Source organism: Pseudonocardia sp. Cha107L01 (assembly GCF_052566575.1).
In genome coordinates this window covers 5,290,860-5,307,798 of record NZ_CP199579.1, presented here as the reverse complement: position 1 = coordinate 5,307,798, position 16,939 = coordinate 5,290,860, and the positions used below count along the sequence as shown (strand labels likewise).

Here is a 16,939-nt window from a genome sequence, read left to right as displayed (position 1 = left end):
GGGGAGCGCCACTGCCCGCGGAGTGGGTCAGTTCACCAGCAGCACGTGTGTCGGAATGTTGCGGGTGACCTGCTCACTGATCGTCCCGATCAGCCGCACGCCTCCTTCGGGCAGGTGGTTGTTACCCAGGACCAGCAGGTCCGCGCGGCGCATGTCGGCGACCGTGAGCAACCCGTGCAGGGCATCTCCCTCGGCCATCACGCTCTCCACGGTCTGCGCGCCCTGTGCCCGCGCCCGGGCCTCCCCCGCACGCAGCACGGTCTCGATGGCGAACGAGCCCTGCGCGAGGAAGCTCTCCCCCTTGAGCGCATCGCTCGCCAGCGCCATCTCCTTCTTCCGGGCGGGCTCGTAGGTCCCGACCAGCACCAGCTTCGCGCCGCCGTCCGCCGCGATCCTCCCGGCCTTCTCCACCGCGCGCATCGAGCGCTCCGAGTCGTGCACACCCGCCAGGATGGTCCGCACGTACCTGGAGGGCCGCTGGCGGTACCGCCGGCTCACCAGCTTCTGCCAGCGGTCCGTGGTGGTGTGGACGACCAGCACGTCACAGCTCGCGGTGGCCGTGACGGTGCCGGGCACAGACCCGAGCAGCCGCCCACCCAGGGTGGCGAGCCCGTGACTGCCCACCAGCAGCAGATCGGCCGAGTGCTCGCGGACCGCCGCGTTGAGCACGGTCGCCGGGTTGCCGGGCGCGGCGGAGGTCGCGACGTCGTGGACGCCCATCTCGGCGCACTGCGCGACAGCCCGCTCGAGCGTCCGTTCCGCCGACACCGACCCCCGCACCTGGTACCCGCTCCCGCCCTTCCGACCGGCTCCCCAGTGGCGGTAGGCGGAGACCAGGATCAGTCTGGCGTCCGTCTCGGCGGCCATCAGGGCCGCCATCTCCACCGCACGCGCGCCCGTCGGACTGTCGTGCACCCCGACGACCACAGTCTGATAAGCAGGCATGACTTCCTCCCCCGGGCCAACGTCGCCGTCACGAACAGCGACCGCACTGTTACCGATGAGTACCACGATCCGCCTGTGACGCCCGTCATGCAATCGCCTAATGAGGTTCACTCATTAACGATCGGTGTTCGGTTTGCCGTCGCTGGTCAGGGCGACTCAAGCCCGCGCGAGCGATCAGTCGCCCCGCTCGGCGACCCAGTTCAGGCAGAGCGGGCGACGCCCGGTCTCGAGGAACTCCCGCAATGCCACCACCAAACGCAACAGTGGAATGCCGGAGCCTTCGGGGAATTCCGATTCGTCACTCACAAATGTCGGTGACGCCGGGTCGCCGGCCAGGATCCAGGTGTCGTCGCCGTCGTCCACCGCCCACATCCGCAGATAACCCCAGTCCCCGTGCACCGCGGCCACCAGCTCGTGGTCGTAGACATCCACCCCGTCGTCGAAGAACACGTTCCCGGTGACCGGCCGACCAGCGTGGTGGATCACCACCGACCGTTCTGGCAGCTCCGCGATGGCGTTGACCAGCTCTTCCACCTCGGTGGCCGAGGACACGCCGCGCTGCCCGACCGCCCGGCGGCCCATCGAGGTGGGCATCGTGAAGTGCACCGTCATGCCCACGACCGCCTCATTCGATCGATCCGATCACCGCGCCGACCGGATACTCTTCCTCGTTCGCCGCACCATGGCGCAGGACACCACCGGCGGACGCCTCGATCTCGACCTCGACCTTGTCGGTGGCCACGGTCAGAATCGGATCGCCCGCCGCCACGGTTGAACCGTCGGCCACCAACCATTCGACGATCGTGACCTCGGTGACGCTCACCCCGACCCGGGGAACGATTAGATCCGCCATCGCCAAGTCCTTCCAACTCGATGCATCTTGTTCCTCGGGAACCACGCCGGCGGTGCCTCGATGACTCAGCCGAGGCCGAGGTCTCGCCCGATGATCTCTTTCATGATCTCGGTGGCGCCCCCGTAGATCGTCTGCACCCGTGCATCGACGTACGAGCGCGCGATCGGGTACTCAGTCATGTAGCCGTAGCCGCCGTGCAGCTGCAGGCACCGGTCGACGACCTTGGTGAGCAGCTCGGTGGTCCACCACTTCGCCTTCGCCGCCCGAGCCGGACTGAGCTTCCCGGCGACGTGTGCGGCCAGGCAGTCGGCCACGAATGTCCTGGCGATGTCCACCTCGGTGGCAAGCTCGGCGAGGGAGAACCGGCTGTTCTGGAAGCTGCCGACCGTCCTGCCGAAGGCGGTGCGCTGGGTGACGTAGTCCAGCGTCCGGTCCAGTGCGCCCAGTGCGGAGGCGGTCGCGTTGACCGCGATGGTCAGCCGTTCCTGCGGCAGGTTGCGCATCAGGGCGCTGAAACCGCTGTTCTCCTCGCCGAGCCGGTTGGCCACCGGAACCCGCACGTCGGTGAAGGACAGCTCGCTGGTGTCCTGGGCGTGCTGGCCGATCTTCGCCAGGTTGCGGCCGCGCTCGAACCCGGGCATGCCGCGCTCCACCACCAGCAGGGTCAGCCCCCGGTGCGGGTGCGGGTCGGTCCGGGCCACCACGATCACCAGGTCGGCGTTCTGGCCGCTGGTGATGAAGGTCTTCGAGCCGTTGAGCACGTAGTGCTCGCCGTCCCGGTGGGCCCGGGTGGCGATGCCGGCCAGGTCGCTGCCGGTACCCGGTTCGGTCATCGCGATGGCGGTGACGGTGGCGCCGGTGCCGATACCGGGCAGCCAGCGGGCCCGCTGCTCGGCCCGCAGACCCTGGGCGCCGGCGTCGGTGTAGAGGCTCCGGTCCACGATGCCGGCGCGCTCCCACCGCTCGTCGAACGGCCGCACACTGGTCTCGACGAACTTGGCGACCGTGTCCCGGAACTGCTCGTGCTCCTCGTCGTACACCGCGTGGTGCGGGCCGCCGATCCGGTCGCGGGCCGAGCTGGCCTGGTTCGTCATGACCGCCCTTTGCGCATGGCGGCGAGCTTCTCCTGCAGGTCGGGCAGGGTGAAGGTCTCCGCCTCCGCGGCGCAGGCGTAGTCGAGGATGCCGATCGACGCCCGTTCCAGGTGCATGTTCAGCGCCCGCTTGGTGGCTCGCAGCGCGGTGGCCGGCAGCCTGGCCAGCCGGTGCGCCAACGCGGTGGCCTCGTCCAGCACCTTGTCGTCGGGCACCACCCGGCAGGCCAGCCCGAGCTGCAGCGCGGTCGCGGCGTCGATCTTCGCCCCGGTGTAGAGGTACTCCTTGGCGCGCATCATGCCCATCAGGAACGGCCAGGTCGCCACCGCGCCGTCGCCGGCGACCACCCCGAGCGCCACGTGCGGGTCGGCGAAGAAGGCGTTCTCCCCCATCACCACCAGATCGCACATCGAGGCCAGGCTCGAGCCGAGCCCGACGGCCGGGCCCTGCACCCCGGCCACGATCGGCAGCGGAAAGCGCAGCATCTCCCCGGCCAGCCGTTTCGCCTCCTCCAGGGACCGGGCCCGCTCGGTCTGGTCCGTGGCCACCTCGTAGAGCCAGTCCGCGTCCCCGCCCGCCGAGAACGCGCCTTCCGCGCCGCACAACAGCACCGCGCGGACCTCGGGGTCGCGGGCCAACGCCCCCCAGACCTCGGTGAGCTCGCCGTGCAGCTCGGTGTTCACCGCGTTGCGCTGCTCGGGCCGTGACATCCGCACGATCCGCACGGCGCCGTCGGTGATGACTTCCAGGGTGTCGCCGGAGGAGCCCATCTCAGCGCACCACCGACCGGGTGCCCAGCAGCTGCCGGGCCGCTCGCTCACCGGACGCGGTGGCCACGTTGAGGCTGGTCACACAGAAGTAGTCACCGGCCAGCCGGACCAGCCGGTCGTTGTCCTCGCTGAGCTGGTTGAACTGCCGCATGCCGGTCCAGTAACCGGGGTAGCTCTTCGCCCACGAGTACGGCCAGCGGGTCAGCTGGGTGAACACCACGCCGTCGCCGACCCCGGGCACCATCGGCTCGGCGGACTCGATGAGCTCCTTGATCAGCACGTCGTCGTCCTCGTCCTCGAGGACCTGCTTGCTCCAGTCGTTGGAGCCGAAGATCGTCGCGATCGCCTTGCCCTCCGGGACCCGCCCGGGCGCCTTGTTGTGCTCGAGGTTGACCGCCAGCACCTTGGTCTGGTTGGACACCTCGGTCGAGTAGACCATCGACGCCTTCGAGGCGGGCGGGCGCTCCAGCGCCACGTGGGCCTCGACGATCGTGGCGTTGTCGACCTTGTTGGCCAGCCAGTCGCGGCGCCACGGGTCGAGGCCGTTGTGGATCTTCGCCGCGCCCTTGGGCAGCGTGGCGATCACCACGCCGGCGAAGGTCTCGGTGTGATCGACGCCGTCGCTGTCGCGCCAGGTCACGTCGACCTCGTCGGCCCGCTCGTCGACGCCCATCACCTCGGCGTTCAGTTGCTTGTCGAAGAACGTGCCCAGGTGGTCGGCGTAGACCTGCATGCCGCCGGAGATGGCGTAGTACTTCTGGATCTTCATGAAGTTGGCGAACACCCAGAGCATGTCCGCCGCCGACACGGTGGACGGCGCGGTACCCACGAAGCCCCGGATCACCGGGTCCACGAAGTGGTCGTACACCCCGTCGCCGAGCCGGGTGCGGCCGTACTGCTCGGCCGACAGGTGGTCGAGCTCGGCCATCTTGGACAGGTCCTCGACGTCGAGCTTCTTGCGGTGCTTGAGGACCTCGAGGGTGATCTTGGCCAGGTCCAGCTTGTCCCGCAGGCCGATCAGCTTCGTGGTGACCATGTCCAGGTGGATGCGCTCGATGGTGAAGTCGTGCTGCTTCCCGTCCGCGTCCAACATGGCCAGCACCGTCGAGGCCGGGATCAGCTGGTCGCCGAGGCCGGACTCGCGGAGGATCTTGATGAAGCGGGTGTAGCTGCCCGCGATCTGGCTCGGGCCGTCCTCCACCTGGAAGCCGTCCCGCCGGACCGTGCGCATCCGGCCGCCGAGCTGGCCGTTGCGCTCGAACAGCTTCACCTGGTGCCCGGCCTCGCGCAGTCGCCAGGCAGCCGCCAGGCCCGCCGGCCCGGTGCCGATCACCGCCATGGGTGTGTTGTCCGTGGTGGGGGGCATCGGTCAGCTCTCCAGGTACCGGTCGAGGGTGTCGTTCATGTGCGAGATGCGGGTCTCCATCGCGCTGATCCGGAAGCCCTGGAAGCCGCTGGAGTGCAGACCCTGCTGCTGGATGACGATGTTGGCGAAGTCCTGGTCCATCACCGCACCACAGGAGCCGCCCTGCTCGACGTCGATATTCGCCGCGGACGGCGGCATGTCCATGCTCTCCGGAACCTTGTGCAGGTACCACATGTCGAAGATCATCGATGCCGGGTCGACGCCGTTCGGGCGCATCCGGAACATCCAGGATCCGAAGGCCAGCGTGTGGATCTGGATGTTCGGGAAGATGAACCACTCGTAGTCGTCGACCACCTGGGTGTCCGACAGCTCGGTGATGTCGATGCCGACCTGCGCCATCCCGCCCTTGATGATGGGCAGCAGAACATCCCGCAGCGGCGCCCCGTCCGGTAGGTCCATCTGCCGCAGTGCGGCGATCATCGCGGTGTCCTCCCCGAACGCATCGAAGGTCCACTGCATCGCCTCGAGGGTCTCCTCCATGTCCGGCGCCTGCTCGAGCAGCCGGTCGGGCATGCCGAAGCGCGCCGCGAGCATCGAGTGGTCCCCGATCAGCTCGATCGGGTTGTCGGTGTAGTCGGCGAAGCTGTTGGTCTCGGGGTGGATGTAGCGCGCGTGGTAGTCCTCCTGGAACGCATCCAGCGCGATCTTCCAGTTCACCGGCACGACGGTGGAACGAGACCACCACTTGTACTGCCGGGACAGCTTGTACGGTGCGACCCGGCGCGGGATGTCACCGAGGTACTCCAGCAGTGGCCCGGCATCCGGGTCCAGGTTGATGAAGATGAACTGCTCCCACGCCTCGACTCGCACCTCGCGCAGCGACACGTCCCGGTCGCCGAACGGGCAGAACTCCTGCCGCTCGGGCACCTGCGCGATCGTGCCGTCCAGCTTCCAGGTCCACCCGTGATACGGGCACTGCAGTTGCTGGGCATTGCCGCGGCCCTGCTTGATCGGGCGGCCGCGGTGCTGGCAGACATTGTGGTAGGCCCGGACCGAATCGTCGGTCTCCCGCACCACGAGTACCGATTCCCGGCCGATGCGGTACTCGTAGTAGTCGCCGACATTCGGGATGTCCGCGTCCATGCAGGCGATCTGCCAGACCCGCGACCACATCTTGGTCAACTCGGCCATGGCGAACTCGTCCGACAGGTAGCGGTCCTTGGCCAACAGATTCGTCGGCGCCGCCGGTCGCACTGTCGGCAGCTGCCCACTGGCGATCGTCGCCTCGACTCCGCTGGGTTGCTCGGTCACCGTCATCGCTGAACCTCCAATACCCAAAGGCTGCCGCGGACTCTAGCGACAGTTGGTAGCTTAACGGAAGACCGCCCGACCAGTTACCGTCATGACATGACAAACCCGCCCCGCACCCGGCGCCGAACGTCGGAGGTCCGCGAGCTACTGCTCGACGCGGCGACCGAGGTATTCGCCCGCAAGGGTTACGCCGCGACGACCACCGACGACATCGCCGCCGAGGCGGGAGTGGCCAGAACCTTGATCTTCCGCCACTTCGGCACCAAGTCCGACCTGTTCAGGGCGGCTCAGCTGCAGCCCTTCATCGACCTGCTCGCCGGCTTCCGGGAGACCTGGAACGCGCAGCAGGAAGAGGTCTGGACCGAGTACCGGTTGATGCGGACCATGGTCTCGACGATGTACGACAGCTTCCGCGCCCATCGCACCGGTGTACTGGGCGTGGCGTCCTCCGCCGAGGCGATGGACCAGGACGTCGCCCGCGAGACCAGGGCCGTCCTCGACCAGGTGTTCCAGGACGTGACCGAGATCGGGAAACAGGAGGCCCGCCGGCGGGGCTGGTTCTCCGAGGTCAACCTGGAGCTGTCGATCCGCATGATCATCGGAATGGTGGCCTCGATGACGGTGCTGGAGCCGCTGTTCGTTCCCGGCGGCCGGGCGCGGCCGTCCCGCGACCAGATCATCGACCACCTGACCAACCTCGTCCTCTACGGCATCCGGCTGGAGCCCCCCGACCCAGCGACGGACACAGCTGCCGACACAGGTGTCGACACAGGCACCGACACAGGCACCGCCCACCCGTCGGAGTGAGCCCGGCAATCCACTTTTTGTGACCAGCTGTCGCTTGACGCCAGCCGCCGGCATTGCTTCACTTCAGTGCACACGTGCACCGAGGCCCGCGGATGGAGTGATCACCGATGACTGCGGAGACGAAGGGCGAGCGAGCATCGACCGAGCTACCGCGAGGGAGGAACGGAGCTAGCCTGGAGTCGCCCGTCCCCGCTGGGAGCGACACGTTTCTCTTCGATCCCTGGGACGTGTCCTGGCGTGACGACCGAACCGCCGAGACGGCCGACCAGCTGGTGGAGAACCACCCGGTGTACCGGCTGCCCGACGGCAAGTACGTCATCTCGCGGTACGAGGACGTCAAGGAGATCCTGGGCAACCACGACCTCTACACGGCGCGCCCGAACCAGGAGCAGCTGATCGGCTTCCCGCCCCGGCTCGAGGGCGACCAGGACCCCGAGATGCTGCAGCGGCTGCAGGACCTGATCGCATCCATCCCGTTCGACCTCAGTGAGTTCGGCAACGCGAACGTCATCGTCGGGGTCGACCCGCCGCTGCACACCCGCATCCGCGCCATCGTGGCCCGCGGCTTCGTGCCGCGCCGCATCCGGGCGCTCGGCGACAGCGTCAACGCCATCGTCAAGCAGTGCCTCGACGGCATCGAGACTGCCTCGACCTTCGAGGTGAACGAGAAGCTCGCGGTGCCGGTCCCGATCCGGGTCATCGGCGACATCCTCGGGCTGCCCGTCGACAAGCACCCCGACCTCAAGCGCTGGTCCGACGTGCTCTCGGCCAGCGTGCACGGCCCCGAGCGGGGCACCGCCGGGGCCGCCGCGAACCTCATCGGGATGCTGATGGAGTTCGCCATGACGTTCATGCCGCTGATCGAGGCCCGCCGCCAGGAACCCGGCGACGACCTGATCAGCGACATGGTGCGCGCCGAGGAGGGCGACACCCTCACCCTCATCGAGGCGGTGCTGTTCCTGATCATCCTGATGGGCGCGGCGAACGAGACGACCACCAGCCTCATCGGGAACACCATCACCTACCTGATGCAGAACCCCGACCAGCTCAAGCTCGTGATCGAGGACCCGTCGCTGGTCGCGCAGGCCAACGAGGAAGCGCTGCGGCTGTGCGCCCCGGTGCAGTTCGTCTACCGCGAGAACAACGTCGAGGTCGAGCTGCAGGGCGTCACGATCCCCGCCGGCTCGCCGCTGATCTGCATGATCCACGTGGCGAACCGCGACAAGCGCCAGTACCCGGACCCGCACCGCTTCGACGTGACCCGCAAGGGCCACCACCTGGCGTTCGGCCACGGCGTGCACGTCTGCCTCGGCGCCCATCTCGGTCGTGTCGAGGCGAACAAGGCGATCGAGGCCATCGTGGCGCACCTGCCGGACTTCGAGCTCGACTCCCAGGTGCTGCGACTGGACCGCAGCGCCTTCACCCGGGCGTTCGACTCCATCCCGCTCACCCGCAAGACCAGCTGATCTCGCCATCCCCCGCGACTGAGCACTCACCCACCCAGAAGGCAGGACCTGACATGGGCGACCGACTCGCCGGCAAGGTAGCGATCGTGACCGGTGGCGCGCGCGGAATGGGCGCGGCCATCAGCACGCTGTACGCGGAGCAGGGCGCCAAGGTGCTGGTCACCGACGTCATAGACGACGAGGGCGAGGCCCTGGTCAAGGAGATCGGCGGGGCCGGGGTGGATCGGGTCGCCTACCGCCACCTCGACGTCACCAGAGAGGCCGAGTGGACCGCCGCGGTCGCCGACGCCGTGGAGCGCTTCGGCAAGGTCGACGTGCTGGTGAACAACGCCGGCGTCCTGCGCGCGGTCCCCATCCCGAACATGACCGAGGACATCTACCGCGAGGTCATCGATGTCAACCAGATCGCGGTGTTCCTCGGCATGAAGGCCGTCGTGGGCCCGATGGTGGCGGCCGGCGGCGGCTCCATCGTCAACATCTCCTCCATCGACGGCCACCAGGGCACACCGACGCTGGTCGCCTACGTGGCCGCCAAGTACGCGGTGTGCGGGATGACCCGGGTGGCCGCGCTGGAGCTCGCTTCCGTGGGCATCCGCGCGAACACCGTGTGCCCCGGTGCCACCCGCACCCGCATGATGGACGCCCCCGACATGGCCGGCGTCGACATCGAGGCCATGAGTGCCCGGATGGCGCCCCTGGGCCGGATCGGTGAGGCACACGAGGTCGCCGCCGCTGCCCTGTTCCTGGCCAGCGACGAGAGCTCGTACATCACCGGCACCGACATCGTGGTCGACGGCGGCGCGACCTCCGGCGTCGGCGTGGAGATGTTCAGCCAGGTCTCGACCTGATCTTCGGGAGTACGGGCATGCGGATCGGGATCAACGGGTCGAGTCTCGTCGCCACCGGGGCATCGGTGTCGAAGCTGGTGGCGCACGCCGCGGCGGCCGAGGCGGCGGGTTTCGCCTCGTACTGGCTGGGCCAGCTGGCCGTGCCGGACGTGCTGACGGTGTTCGCGGCGGCCGGAGCGGCGACGTCACGGATCGAGCTGGGCACCGCGGTCGTGCCGACGTGGACCCGGCATCCGCTGATGCTCGCCGCGCAGGCCCTGACCACCCAGGAGGCGTGCGGCAACCGGCTCGCGCTCGGCATCGGGCTCGCGCACAAGCCGCTCGTCGAGCAGACCTTGAAGATCCCGTTCACGACGCCGGCCAAGCACATGGACGAGTACCTGTCCGTGCTGCTGCCGGCGTTGCGGGACCGCAAGGTCGCGTTCACGGGCGACATCTGGTCCGGCTTCGAAGACCTCTCGGGTGGTGCGCGCGGTGCGGCTGCGCCGTCGGTGCTGGTCGCCGCGATGGGGCCCCGGATGCTCGCGATGGCGGGTGAGCGAGCCGACGGGTCGATCCTGTGGCTGTCGGGCCCGCGCACCATCGGGACCGCCATCCGTCCGGCTCTCGATGCCGCCGCCGCTGCCGCCGGCCGTCCGTCGCCGCGGGTGGTGGCCGGGTTGCCGGTGTGCGTCACCGACCGGCCCGACGAGGTACGGAGCATGATCGCCGGTGCGCTGGCCACTTATGCGACCCTGCCGTCCTACCGGGCGATGCTCGACGCGGAAGGTGGCCAAGGCGACTCGATCGGTCCCGCCGACGTGGCGATCGTGGGTGACGCCGCGACGGTGACCTCGCGGCTGCGGGCCCTGGCCGACGCGGGCGCGACCGACTTCTCGGCCACCGAGTTCGGGCTCAGCAGCAAGGATTTCGCCGCCACCAGGGAACTGCTCGCGGGGCTGGCGCGGGCGAACCCGGGACCAGGAGATCGAGCATGACCGAATCCGGTCTGGCCACCAGGGTCACCGTCGACCTCACGGTCTCCCGCAGGCAGGTCCTCATGTGCGCCTGGTGCGGCGCGCTGCTCATCGTGCTGATCGGCGGCGGCCTGCTGTTGGCCGGGCTCTGGCCGCCGCCGCGAGCCAGTGCGAGCGCCGAGGAGATCAAGGCGTTCTACGCCGGCTCACCGTTGCGGATCCGGGCCGGGCTGGCGCTGATGATGGCCGGCATGGGGCTGATCATGCCGTGGGGCGCGTCGATCGCCGCGATGACCAGCCGGATCAGGGACTCGTCCTCGTCGATGACGTTCGTGCAGGTCGCGGCATTCGGTGTCGCCACCATCATCGGCGTATCCAGTGTGATCTGCTGGGGCGTCGCCTCGTTCCGCCCCGACGAGGTGTCCGCCGAGCTGACCCGGGGGTTCTCCGACCTCGGCTGGTTCTTCTTCGTCTTCGACTGGTCACCGCTGGCCGTCTGGTACCTGGCCGTGGCGGTGGCGATCTTCGGCGACCGGAGCCCGTTCCCGGTCTTCCCGCGCTGGTCGGCCTACCTGAGCCTGTGGGTCACCACGCTGTCCGCGCCCGGCGGTCTGATGATCTTCTTCAAGACCGGGCCGCTGGCGTTCAACGGGCTGTTCGCGATCTGGATCCCGCTCGGGGTGTTCTTCGTGTGGATCATCGTCATGACCGCGCTGGTGATCCAGGCGGTCAACCGGCAGACCGAGCCGGCCACTGCCTGAGCGGCGGCCGCGTGGTCGGGCTACGAACGTCGCCCCGGTCCGCGGTCACCGGTACATCGCCTCGATCTCGGCGCTGTAGCGGGCCGTGATCCCCCGGCGCTTGAGCTTCGCGGTCGGTGTCAGCAGGTCGGAGTCGGGCAGCCAGGCATCGGCGAGCACGGTGCAGTGCCTGATCCGCTCGACGGCGTTGAACCGCTGGTTCGTGTGCGCCACGTCGGCTCGATCCGGGCCAGCAGCTCCGGTGTCTTCACCAGCTCGCCGAGGACGGTGGGCAGGCCGCGTTCGCGCGCCCACGCCGGCGCGGTCTCCGGGTCGAGCACCAGCAGCGCGGTGATCATGGAGCGCCCGTCCCCGACGACACAGGCCTGGCCGATCAGCGTGGACTCCTTCAGCGCCGACTCCAGCAGGGCCGGGCTGATGTTCTTGCCGCCGGAGGTGACGATCAGCTCCTTCTTCCGGTCGACGATCGTCAGGTTGCCCAGCGCGTCGAACCGCCCGATGTCGCCGGTGCGGAACCAGCCGTCGCCGTCGAAGGCCTCCTCGGTGCGCACCGACCCCGCTCGGTCCGTCGTGCGAGGCCTAACTGGAGGTGCTCCGGCGGATGGCCGCGACCAGACCGTCCTGGGTGGGGAAGTGGGTGCGCTCGAGCTCGGTGGCGAACGGCACCGGCGTGTTGGCGGCGGCCACCCGCAGCACCGGTGCACGCAGCGTGCCCCACAGCTTCTCCTGCAGCACCGCCGCCAGCTCGGCCCCGAACCCGCCGCGCTTGACCGCCTGGTGCGCGATCACCGCGCGGGTGGTCTTGCGGACCGACTCCAGCACCGTCGCCTCGTCCCACGGGACCAGCCAGCGCAGGTCGACGACCTCGACGGAGATGCCGTCGCCGGCCAGCTGCTCGGCCGCACCGAGCGCGACCGGCACCTGCGAACCGTAGGTGACCACGGTGACGTCGCTGCCCTCGCGCACCACCGCCGCCTTGCCCAGCGGCACCCGGTGCTCACCGTCCGGAACCAGCCCGGGAACCCCGTAGAGACCGACTGGCTCGAAGATGATGACCGGGTCCGGGTCCTCGATCGCGGCGGTCAGGATTCCCTTCGCATCGGCCGGGGTCGACGGCATCGCTACCTTCAGGCCGGGGGTGTGGATCATCCAGGACTCCACCGACTGCGAGTGCTGCGCGGCGAAGTTCAACCCGCCCGAGAGCATGCCGCGCACCACCATCGGCACCGTGGTGCGACCGCCGGACATGTAGCGCAGCTTCGCCGCGTGGTTGGCGACCTGGTCCAGGCACACCGCGTAGAAGTCGGCGATCATGATCTCGGCGATCGGCTTGGCGCCGAGCATCGCCGCGCCGATGCTGGCCCCGATGATGGCCTGCTCGGAGATCGGGGTCTCCCGGACCCGCTGCCGCCCGTACCTGGTGGACAGGCCCTTGGTGATGCCGAACGCGCCGCCGGTGGGGTCGATGATGTCCTCGCCCAGGAGGAACACGTCGGGGTCGGTGGCCAGCGCCCAGTCCAAGGTCTGCGCCAGCGCCTCGACCATGGTGATCTTCCGTTCGGCGGCCACCCGGGCCGGCGCCGCTGACTCGGTCACGGTCTGGCTGCTCATGCCGGCACCACCTCTGCGTAGACGTCGGTATAGGTCTCGGACGGGTCCGGCGGTGGCGAGGCCAACGCGAACTCCACCGCGTCCGCGACCTCCTTGTCGACCGCCGCCTCCAGCGCGGCCATCTCCGCCTCGGAGACCGCGCCCTCGTCGATCAGGCGGCGCCGGTACGCCGGTACCGGGTCGGCGGCGACCGCGGCGGCCATCTCCTCCTTCGGCATGTACTCCATCTGGTCGACACCGAAGATGTGGCCCATGAACCGGTACGTGCTCGCCTCGATCAGCGTCGGACCCTCCCCCGCCCTGGCCCGCGCCACCGCCGCCACGGACGCCTCGTACATCTCGTCCGGGTCGTTGCCGTTCACGCTGATGCCGGCCATCCCGTAGGAGTCCGCCCGGCCCGAGATCTGCTTGACGTTCATCGACTCCATGCGCGGGGTGAACTCGCCGTACTCGTTGTTCTGGCAGACGAACACCACCGGCAGGTGCCACACCGCGGCCATGTTGAGCGACTCGTGGAACGCCCCGATGTTCGAGGCGCCGTCGCCGAAGTAGGCCACCGTCACCGCGGTGCTGCCGGTCATCTGCGAGCGCAGCGCCAGGCCGTTCGCGATCGGCACCGCGCCGCCCACGATCCCGGACGTGGCCATCACGCCGCAGCGCGGGTCGGACAGGTGCATGATCCCGCCCTTGCCTTTACTGGTCCCGCCGGAGCGACCGATGATCTCCGCGATCACCTCGTGCACCGGTGCGCCCTTGGCCAAGGTGTCGTGCAGGCCCCGGTAGGTCGTGGTGATGTAGTCGTCGCCGGTCAGGACCGCGGACATGGCCGACGGGATCGCTTCCTGACCCCTCGGCGAGTAGTAGATGACCGATACGACGCCTTTCATGATCAGGCCACGCATCGTGGTGTCCACTGTCAGGATCCGATACATGCGCTCGTAGATTCCGCGCCGCGTGTCGCTGTCGCTCACGACCTACCTTCCTTTCGATCGTCGTGGTGGGTCGGCGGTGTGGTCAGCCGGTTGATTCGCCGGGGAGCGGGCCTGGTACCGGAGGGGCGGCGCGCGGCGTGGGGACCCCGGTCGCCCCAGCACTGCGAGGTCAGCGGATATCGCCATGAGTCAACCAGCGACCGACGTGCTCAGTCAAGCGACACTTGGTCGCTATATGGGTCATAATCGGTCAAGGACAAGGTCTGTCCTGGCACGCTCCGGCGGGAGGGCTTCCATCAAGCGACCAGCCGTCTCTATATTCGGCGGCAGCCCCCGATGACGGTGAGCTCGTTCGGGGAAGGGTCGACAGCGGGGAGCAGCTGGTGAGCGGACCGACGCTGGGCGGTACGGTGCGGCGGCTGGCCGTCGAGCGCGCCGAGCACACCTACCTCTGGTTCGAGGGACAGCGGGTGACCTACGCGCAGCTGGGCGAGCGGTCGAGCCGGGTGGCCGCCGGACTGGTGCGCGCCGGAGTGACCGCCGGCGACCGGGTCGCGGTACTGAGCAAGAACAGCCCGGCGGTGCTCGAGGTGCTGTTCGGCGCGGCCAAGTGCGGCGCGGCGGCCCTTCCGGTCAACTGGCGGCTCGCGCCACCCGAGGTGGCCTACATCGTTGGGCACTCCGACGCCCGGGTACTCGTGGTCGGGCCAGAGTTCACCGACACCGTCGCCCAGATCGAGGCCGAGCTCAGCGGGGTGCGCACGATCCTGGTGACGGGCGAGTCGGACCGCTACCCGTCCTACGAGCAGTGGCTCACCGCGCAGCCGGCGGAGGACCCCGGCCACCCCGGCGCGCCGGACGACGTGATCGTCCAGATGTACACCTCCGGCACCACCGGCCTGCCCAAGGGCGTCCAGCTCACCAACGCCAGCCTGCTCGGGCGGATGGGCGGGATGTGCGAGTTCTGGCGGTACGACCAGGACAGCGTGAACCTGGCGGCGATGCCGCTGTTCCACATCGGCGGCACCGGAACCGTGCTGCTCAGCGTGCTGCCCGGCGCCACGACGGTGCTGCTGCCGGAGGTCGACCCGGCGCGCATCGCCGCCCTGATCCCCGAGCTGGGCGTCACCAACACGCTGCTGGTGCCGGCCGTCATCCAGTTCCTGCTCGACGTGCCCGGCGCCGCGACCGCCGACTGGTCGTCGCTGCGCGCGATCATGTACGGCGCCGCACCGATCACCGATGCGGTGCTGCGCCGGGCCATGGACCTGTTCCGGTGCGACTTCATCCAGCTCTACGGCATCACCGAGTGCAGCGGCAGCGTCTCCCAGCTGGAACCGCGGTTCCACGACCCGGTGCACTCCCCCGATCTGCTGCGTTCCTGCGGGCGCCCGCTGCCGTGGAACGACGTGCGGGTGGTCGACCCGGACACCGGCAAGGAGCTCCCCTCGGGCGAGGTCGGCGAGATCCTGGTCCGCTCGCCGCAGAACATGCTCGGCTACTGGCGCCAGCCGGAACAGACCCGGGCCGCCTTCACCGAGGACGGCTTCTTCCGCACCGGCGACGCCGGTTACTTCCACGACGGGTTCCTCTACCTGCACGACCGGATCAAGGACATGATCGTGTCCGGCGCGGAGAACATCTACCCGGCCGAGATCGAGAACGTGCTGGCCAAACATCCGGCGGTGGCGGACGTTGCGGTGATCGGCGTCCCGCACCCTCGATGGGGCGAGACGCCGAAGGCACTGGTGGTGCCGAGGCCCGGAGCCGAGCTGGACGAGGCCGAGGTCATCGCGTTCTGCCGGGAGCACCTCGCCGGCTACAAGTGCCCGACCTCGGTGGACACCATCGACGTGCTCCCCCGCAACGCGGCCGGCAAGCTGCTCAAGCGGGAGATGCGCGAGCCCTACTGGCAGGGCACCGAGCGCCGCATCAACTAGCCGCGCGGCCGCCCGGTCCCGATTTCCAGCCTTCGGACTGAATAGAGCACCTGCTACTTGCGCCCCCAGATGGTCTGCGGTATCTCTGTCGCAGTGCGTAGAGCAGTTGCTCTACGTCACGACTCCCCCGCGACACCTATCCGACACCGACGTCGTGCCGAGCGCCAGGAGGCCCAATGTCCGCGCATCGAGTAATCCAATGGGGAACCGGGGCGGTCGGGACGGACGCGCTGAACCTCCTGCTGGACAGTGCCGAGCTGCGACTCGTCGGGCTCAAGTGCTTCACCGATGCCAAGGTCGGCCGGGACGCCGGTGAGCTGGTCGACCGGCCGGCCGTGGGCGTCACCGCCACCGCGAACGCCGACGAGCTGATCGCGCTCGACGCCGACTGCGTGCTGTTCATGCCCCGCGACGAACTGCTGGACCCGACCACGCCGGGCAGCCCGTCCCGCGCCTGGGTGGACGCCGTGCTGCCGATCCTGGCCAGCGGCAAGAACGTGGTGAGCTCGATCGGCGCCGCGATGCACTGGGGCCAGCTGGAGCACGGCGCGGCACTGCGCGACGAGATCAACGAGGCCTGCCGCGACGGTGGTTCGAGTTTCTTCAGCACCGGCATCGACCCGGGCTTCGTGACCGACTGCCTGGCGATCACCATGGCCAGCGTCGTCGGCAGGATCGAGCAGATCCGCACCTGGGAGTTCATCGACTACTCGAACTACGCGGCGGTCGCCACGATGGACGCGATCGGGTTCGGCCGGCTGCCCGAGGACCTGTCCGACACCGCGCTCGCCACCCTGCGCCCCACCTGGGGCTGCGCGCTCTACCAGCTGGCGGACTCGGTCGGGGCGACCATCGAGGACCTCACCCTCGACGTGGACTTCTACCTGTCCCCGACCACGGTCACCGTGCCGAGCGGCCTGGTCATCAAGGAGGGCACGATCGGCGCGCTGCGCTGGTCGATGACCGGCATGGTCCGGGGCAAGCCCCGACTGGTGATCAACCACGTGAACCGGATGGGCCCCGAGATGGCGCCGGACTGGCCGAACCTGGGCCGACTGGGCGGCTACCGGGTCGAGGTCGACGGCTATCCGCCGTACCGCGGCGACTTCCCGCTCGCGATGCCCGGCGGCACCGGCTTCAGCCTCGACGACGCCGTCGCGATGACCGCCGCCCGGTGTGTGAACTACATCGACGCGGTGGTGCGGGCCCGGCCCGGCTTCCTGACCGTCGGCGACCTGCCCACGGTGGGCGCCCGCTACGGAATGCTCGCGTAACGCGC

At 69.1% G+C, this 16,939-nt stretch carries 17 protein-coding genes; 7 read left to right on the top strand and 10 right to left on the bottom strand.

The genetic code is table 11. The features are described 5' to 3' along the window. Positions 1–27 precede the first annotated feature (27 nt). The 7 genes from ACTXG6_RS24870 to ACTXG6_RS24840 all read right to left on the bottom strand — a co-directional run bounded on the left by ACTXG6_RS24870 (position 28) and on the right by ACTXG6_RS24840 (position 6,345). A complete protein-coding gene (locus tag ACTXG6_RS24870) occupies positions 28–945 on the bottom strand; it encodes a universal stress protein (RefSeq protein ID WP_445181777.1) in 918 nt (305 codons plus the stop codon). A 174-nt stretch (positions 946–1,119) separates the two neighbouring features. Beyond that, on the bottom strand, positions 1,120–1,557 hold the full coding sequence (locus tag ACTXG6_RS24865) for an Imm1 family immunity protein (RefSeq protein WP_445181776.1): 438 nt from the start codon (positions 1,555–1,557) through the stop codon (positions 1,120–1,122). Positions 1,558–1,570: 13 nt separating this feature from the next. Continuing rightward, positions 1,571–1,843 (bottom strand): biotin/lipoyl-containing protein, encoded by a 273-nt coding sequence (locus tag ACTXG6_RS24860; RefSeq protein WP_445181775.1) that lies wholly within the window; start codon positions 1,841–1,843, stop codon positions 1,571–1,573. A 20-nt stretch (positions 1,844–1,863) separates the two neighbouring features. Beyond that, positions 1,864–2,892: an acyl-CoA dehydrogenase family protein gene (locus ACTXG6_RS24855; protein WP_445181774.1), complete on the bottom strand. Its 1,029-nt coding sequence runs from the start codon at positions 2,890–2,892 to the stop codon at positions 1,864–1,866. After that, the gene (locus ACTXG6_RS24850) at positions 2,889–3,662 is read right to left on the bottom strand and encodes an enoyl-CoA hydratase/isomerase family protein (protein WP_445181773.1); all 774 of its coding nucleotides are present in this window, start codon (positions 3,660–3,662) and stop codon (positions 2,889–2,891) included. The genes ACTXG6_RS24855 and ACTXG6_RS24850 overlap by 4 nt, the downstream gene beginning before the upstream one ends. 1 nt (position 3,663) lies before the next feature. Next, positions 3,664–5,028, bottom strand: coding sequence for a protoporphyrinogen/coproporphyrinogen oxidase (locus ACTXG6_RS24845; protein ID WP_445181772.1), 1,365 nt, complete (start codon positions 5,026–5,028; stop codon positions 3,664–3,666). Between the two features lie 3 nt (positions 5,029–5,031). Further along, on the bottom strand, positions 5,032–6,345 hold the full coding sequence (locus tag ACTXG6_RS24840; protein WP_445181771.1) for an aromatic ring-hydroxylating oxygenase subunit alpha: 1,314 nt from the start codon (positions 6,343–6,345) through the stop codon (positions 5,032–5,034). A gap of 90 nt (positions 6,346–6,435) precedes the next feature. Between ACTXG6_RS24840 and ACTXG6_RS24835 the strand changes: the two genes are divergently transcribed. The 5 genes from ACTXG6_RS24835 to ACTXG6_RS24815 all read left to right on the top strand — a co-directional run bounded on the left by ACTXG6_RS24835 (position 6,436) and on the right by ACTXG6_RS24815 (position 11,177). After that, positions 6,436–7,146, top strand: a complete 711-nt coding sequence (locus ACTXG6_RS24835; RefSeq protein WP_445181770.1) for a TetR/AcrR family transcriptional regulator — start codon at positions 6,436–6,438, stop codon at positions 7,144–7,146. A gap of 107 nt (positions 7,147–7,253) precedes the next feature. Then, positions 7,254–8,612, top strand: a complete 1,359-nt coding sequence (locus ACTXG6_RS24830) for a cytochrome P450 (protein ID WP_445181769.1) — start codon at positions 7,254–7,256, stop codon at positions 8,610–8,612. A 53-nt stretch (positions 8,613–8,665) separates the two neighbouring features. Beyond that, positions 8,666–9,460 (top strand): SDR family NAD(P)-dependent oxidoreductase, encoded by a 795-nt coding sequence (locus tag ACTXG6_RS24825; RefSeq protein ID WP_445181768.1) that lies wholly within the window; start codon positions 8,666–8,668, stop codon positions 9,458–9,460. A 17-nt stretch (positions 9,461–9,477) separates the two neighbouring features. Next, a complete protein-coding gene (locus tag ACTXG6_RS24820) occupies positions 9,478–10,437 on the top strand; it encodes a TIGR03564 family F420-dependent LLM class oxidoreductase (RefSeq protein WP_445181767.1) in 960 nt (319 codons plus the stop codon). Further along, on the top strand, positions 10,434–11,177 hold the full coding sequence (locus ACTXG6_RS24815) for a hypothetical protein (RefSeq protein ID WP_445181766.1): 744 nt from the start codon (positions 10,434–10,436) through the stop codon (positions 11,175–11,177). Before ACTXG6_RS24820 ends, ACTXG6_RS24815 begins: the two co-directional genes overlap by 4 nt. Before the next feature lie 119 nt (positions 11,178–11,296). Here the strand turns inward: ACTXG6_RS24815 and ACTXG6_RS24810 are convergent, their stop codons facing one another. From ACTXG6_RS24810 to ACTXG6_RS24800, 3 genes are read right to left on the bottom strand one after another with little or no spacing between them, the layout of a single operon-like run. Beyond that, a complete protein-coding gene (locus ACTXG6_RS24810) occupies positions 11,297–11,728 on the bottom strand; it encodes a hypothetical protein (protein ID WP_445181765.1) in 432 nt (143 codons plus the stop codon). A 28-nt stretch (positions 11,729–11,756) separates the two neighbouring features. Beyond that, complete coding sequence (locus ACTXG6_RS24805) at positions 11,757–12,788, bottom strand: alpha-ketoacid dehydrogenase subunit beta (RefSeq protein ID WP_445181764.1); 1,032 nt, start codon at positions 12,786–12,788, stop codon at positions 11,757–11,759. Further along, positions 12,785–13,759 carry a thiamine pyrophosphate-dependent dehydrogenase E1 component subunit alpha gene (locus ACTXG6_RS24800; RefSeq protein ID WP_445181763.1) on the bottom strand — a complete coding sequence of 325 codons (975 nt, stop codon included), beginning with the start codon at positions 13,757–13,759 and terminating at the stop codon, positions 12,785–12,787. The genes ACTXG6_RS24805 and ACTXG6_RS24800 overlap by 4 nt, the downstream gene beginning before the upstream one ends. 344 nt (positions 13,760–14,103) lie before the next feature. Between ACTXG6_RS24800 and ACTXG6_RS24795 the strand changes: the two genes are divergently transcribed. Beyond that, on the top strand, positions 14,104–15,660 hold the full coding sequence (locus ACTXG6_RS24795; protein WP_445181762.1) for a long-chain-fatty-acid--CoA ligase: 1,557 nt from the start codon (positions 14,104–14,106) through the stop codon (positions 15,658–15,660). A gap of 176 nt (positions 15,661–15,836) precedes the next feature. Then, complete coding sequence (locus ACTXG6_RS24790) at positions 15,837–16,934, top strand: NAD(P)H-dependent amine dehydrogenase family protein (protein ID WP_445181761.1); 1,098 nt, start codon at positions 15,837–15,839, stop codon at positions 16,932–16,934. Positions 16,935–16,939: the final 5 nt, after the last annotated feature.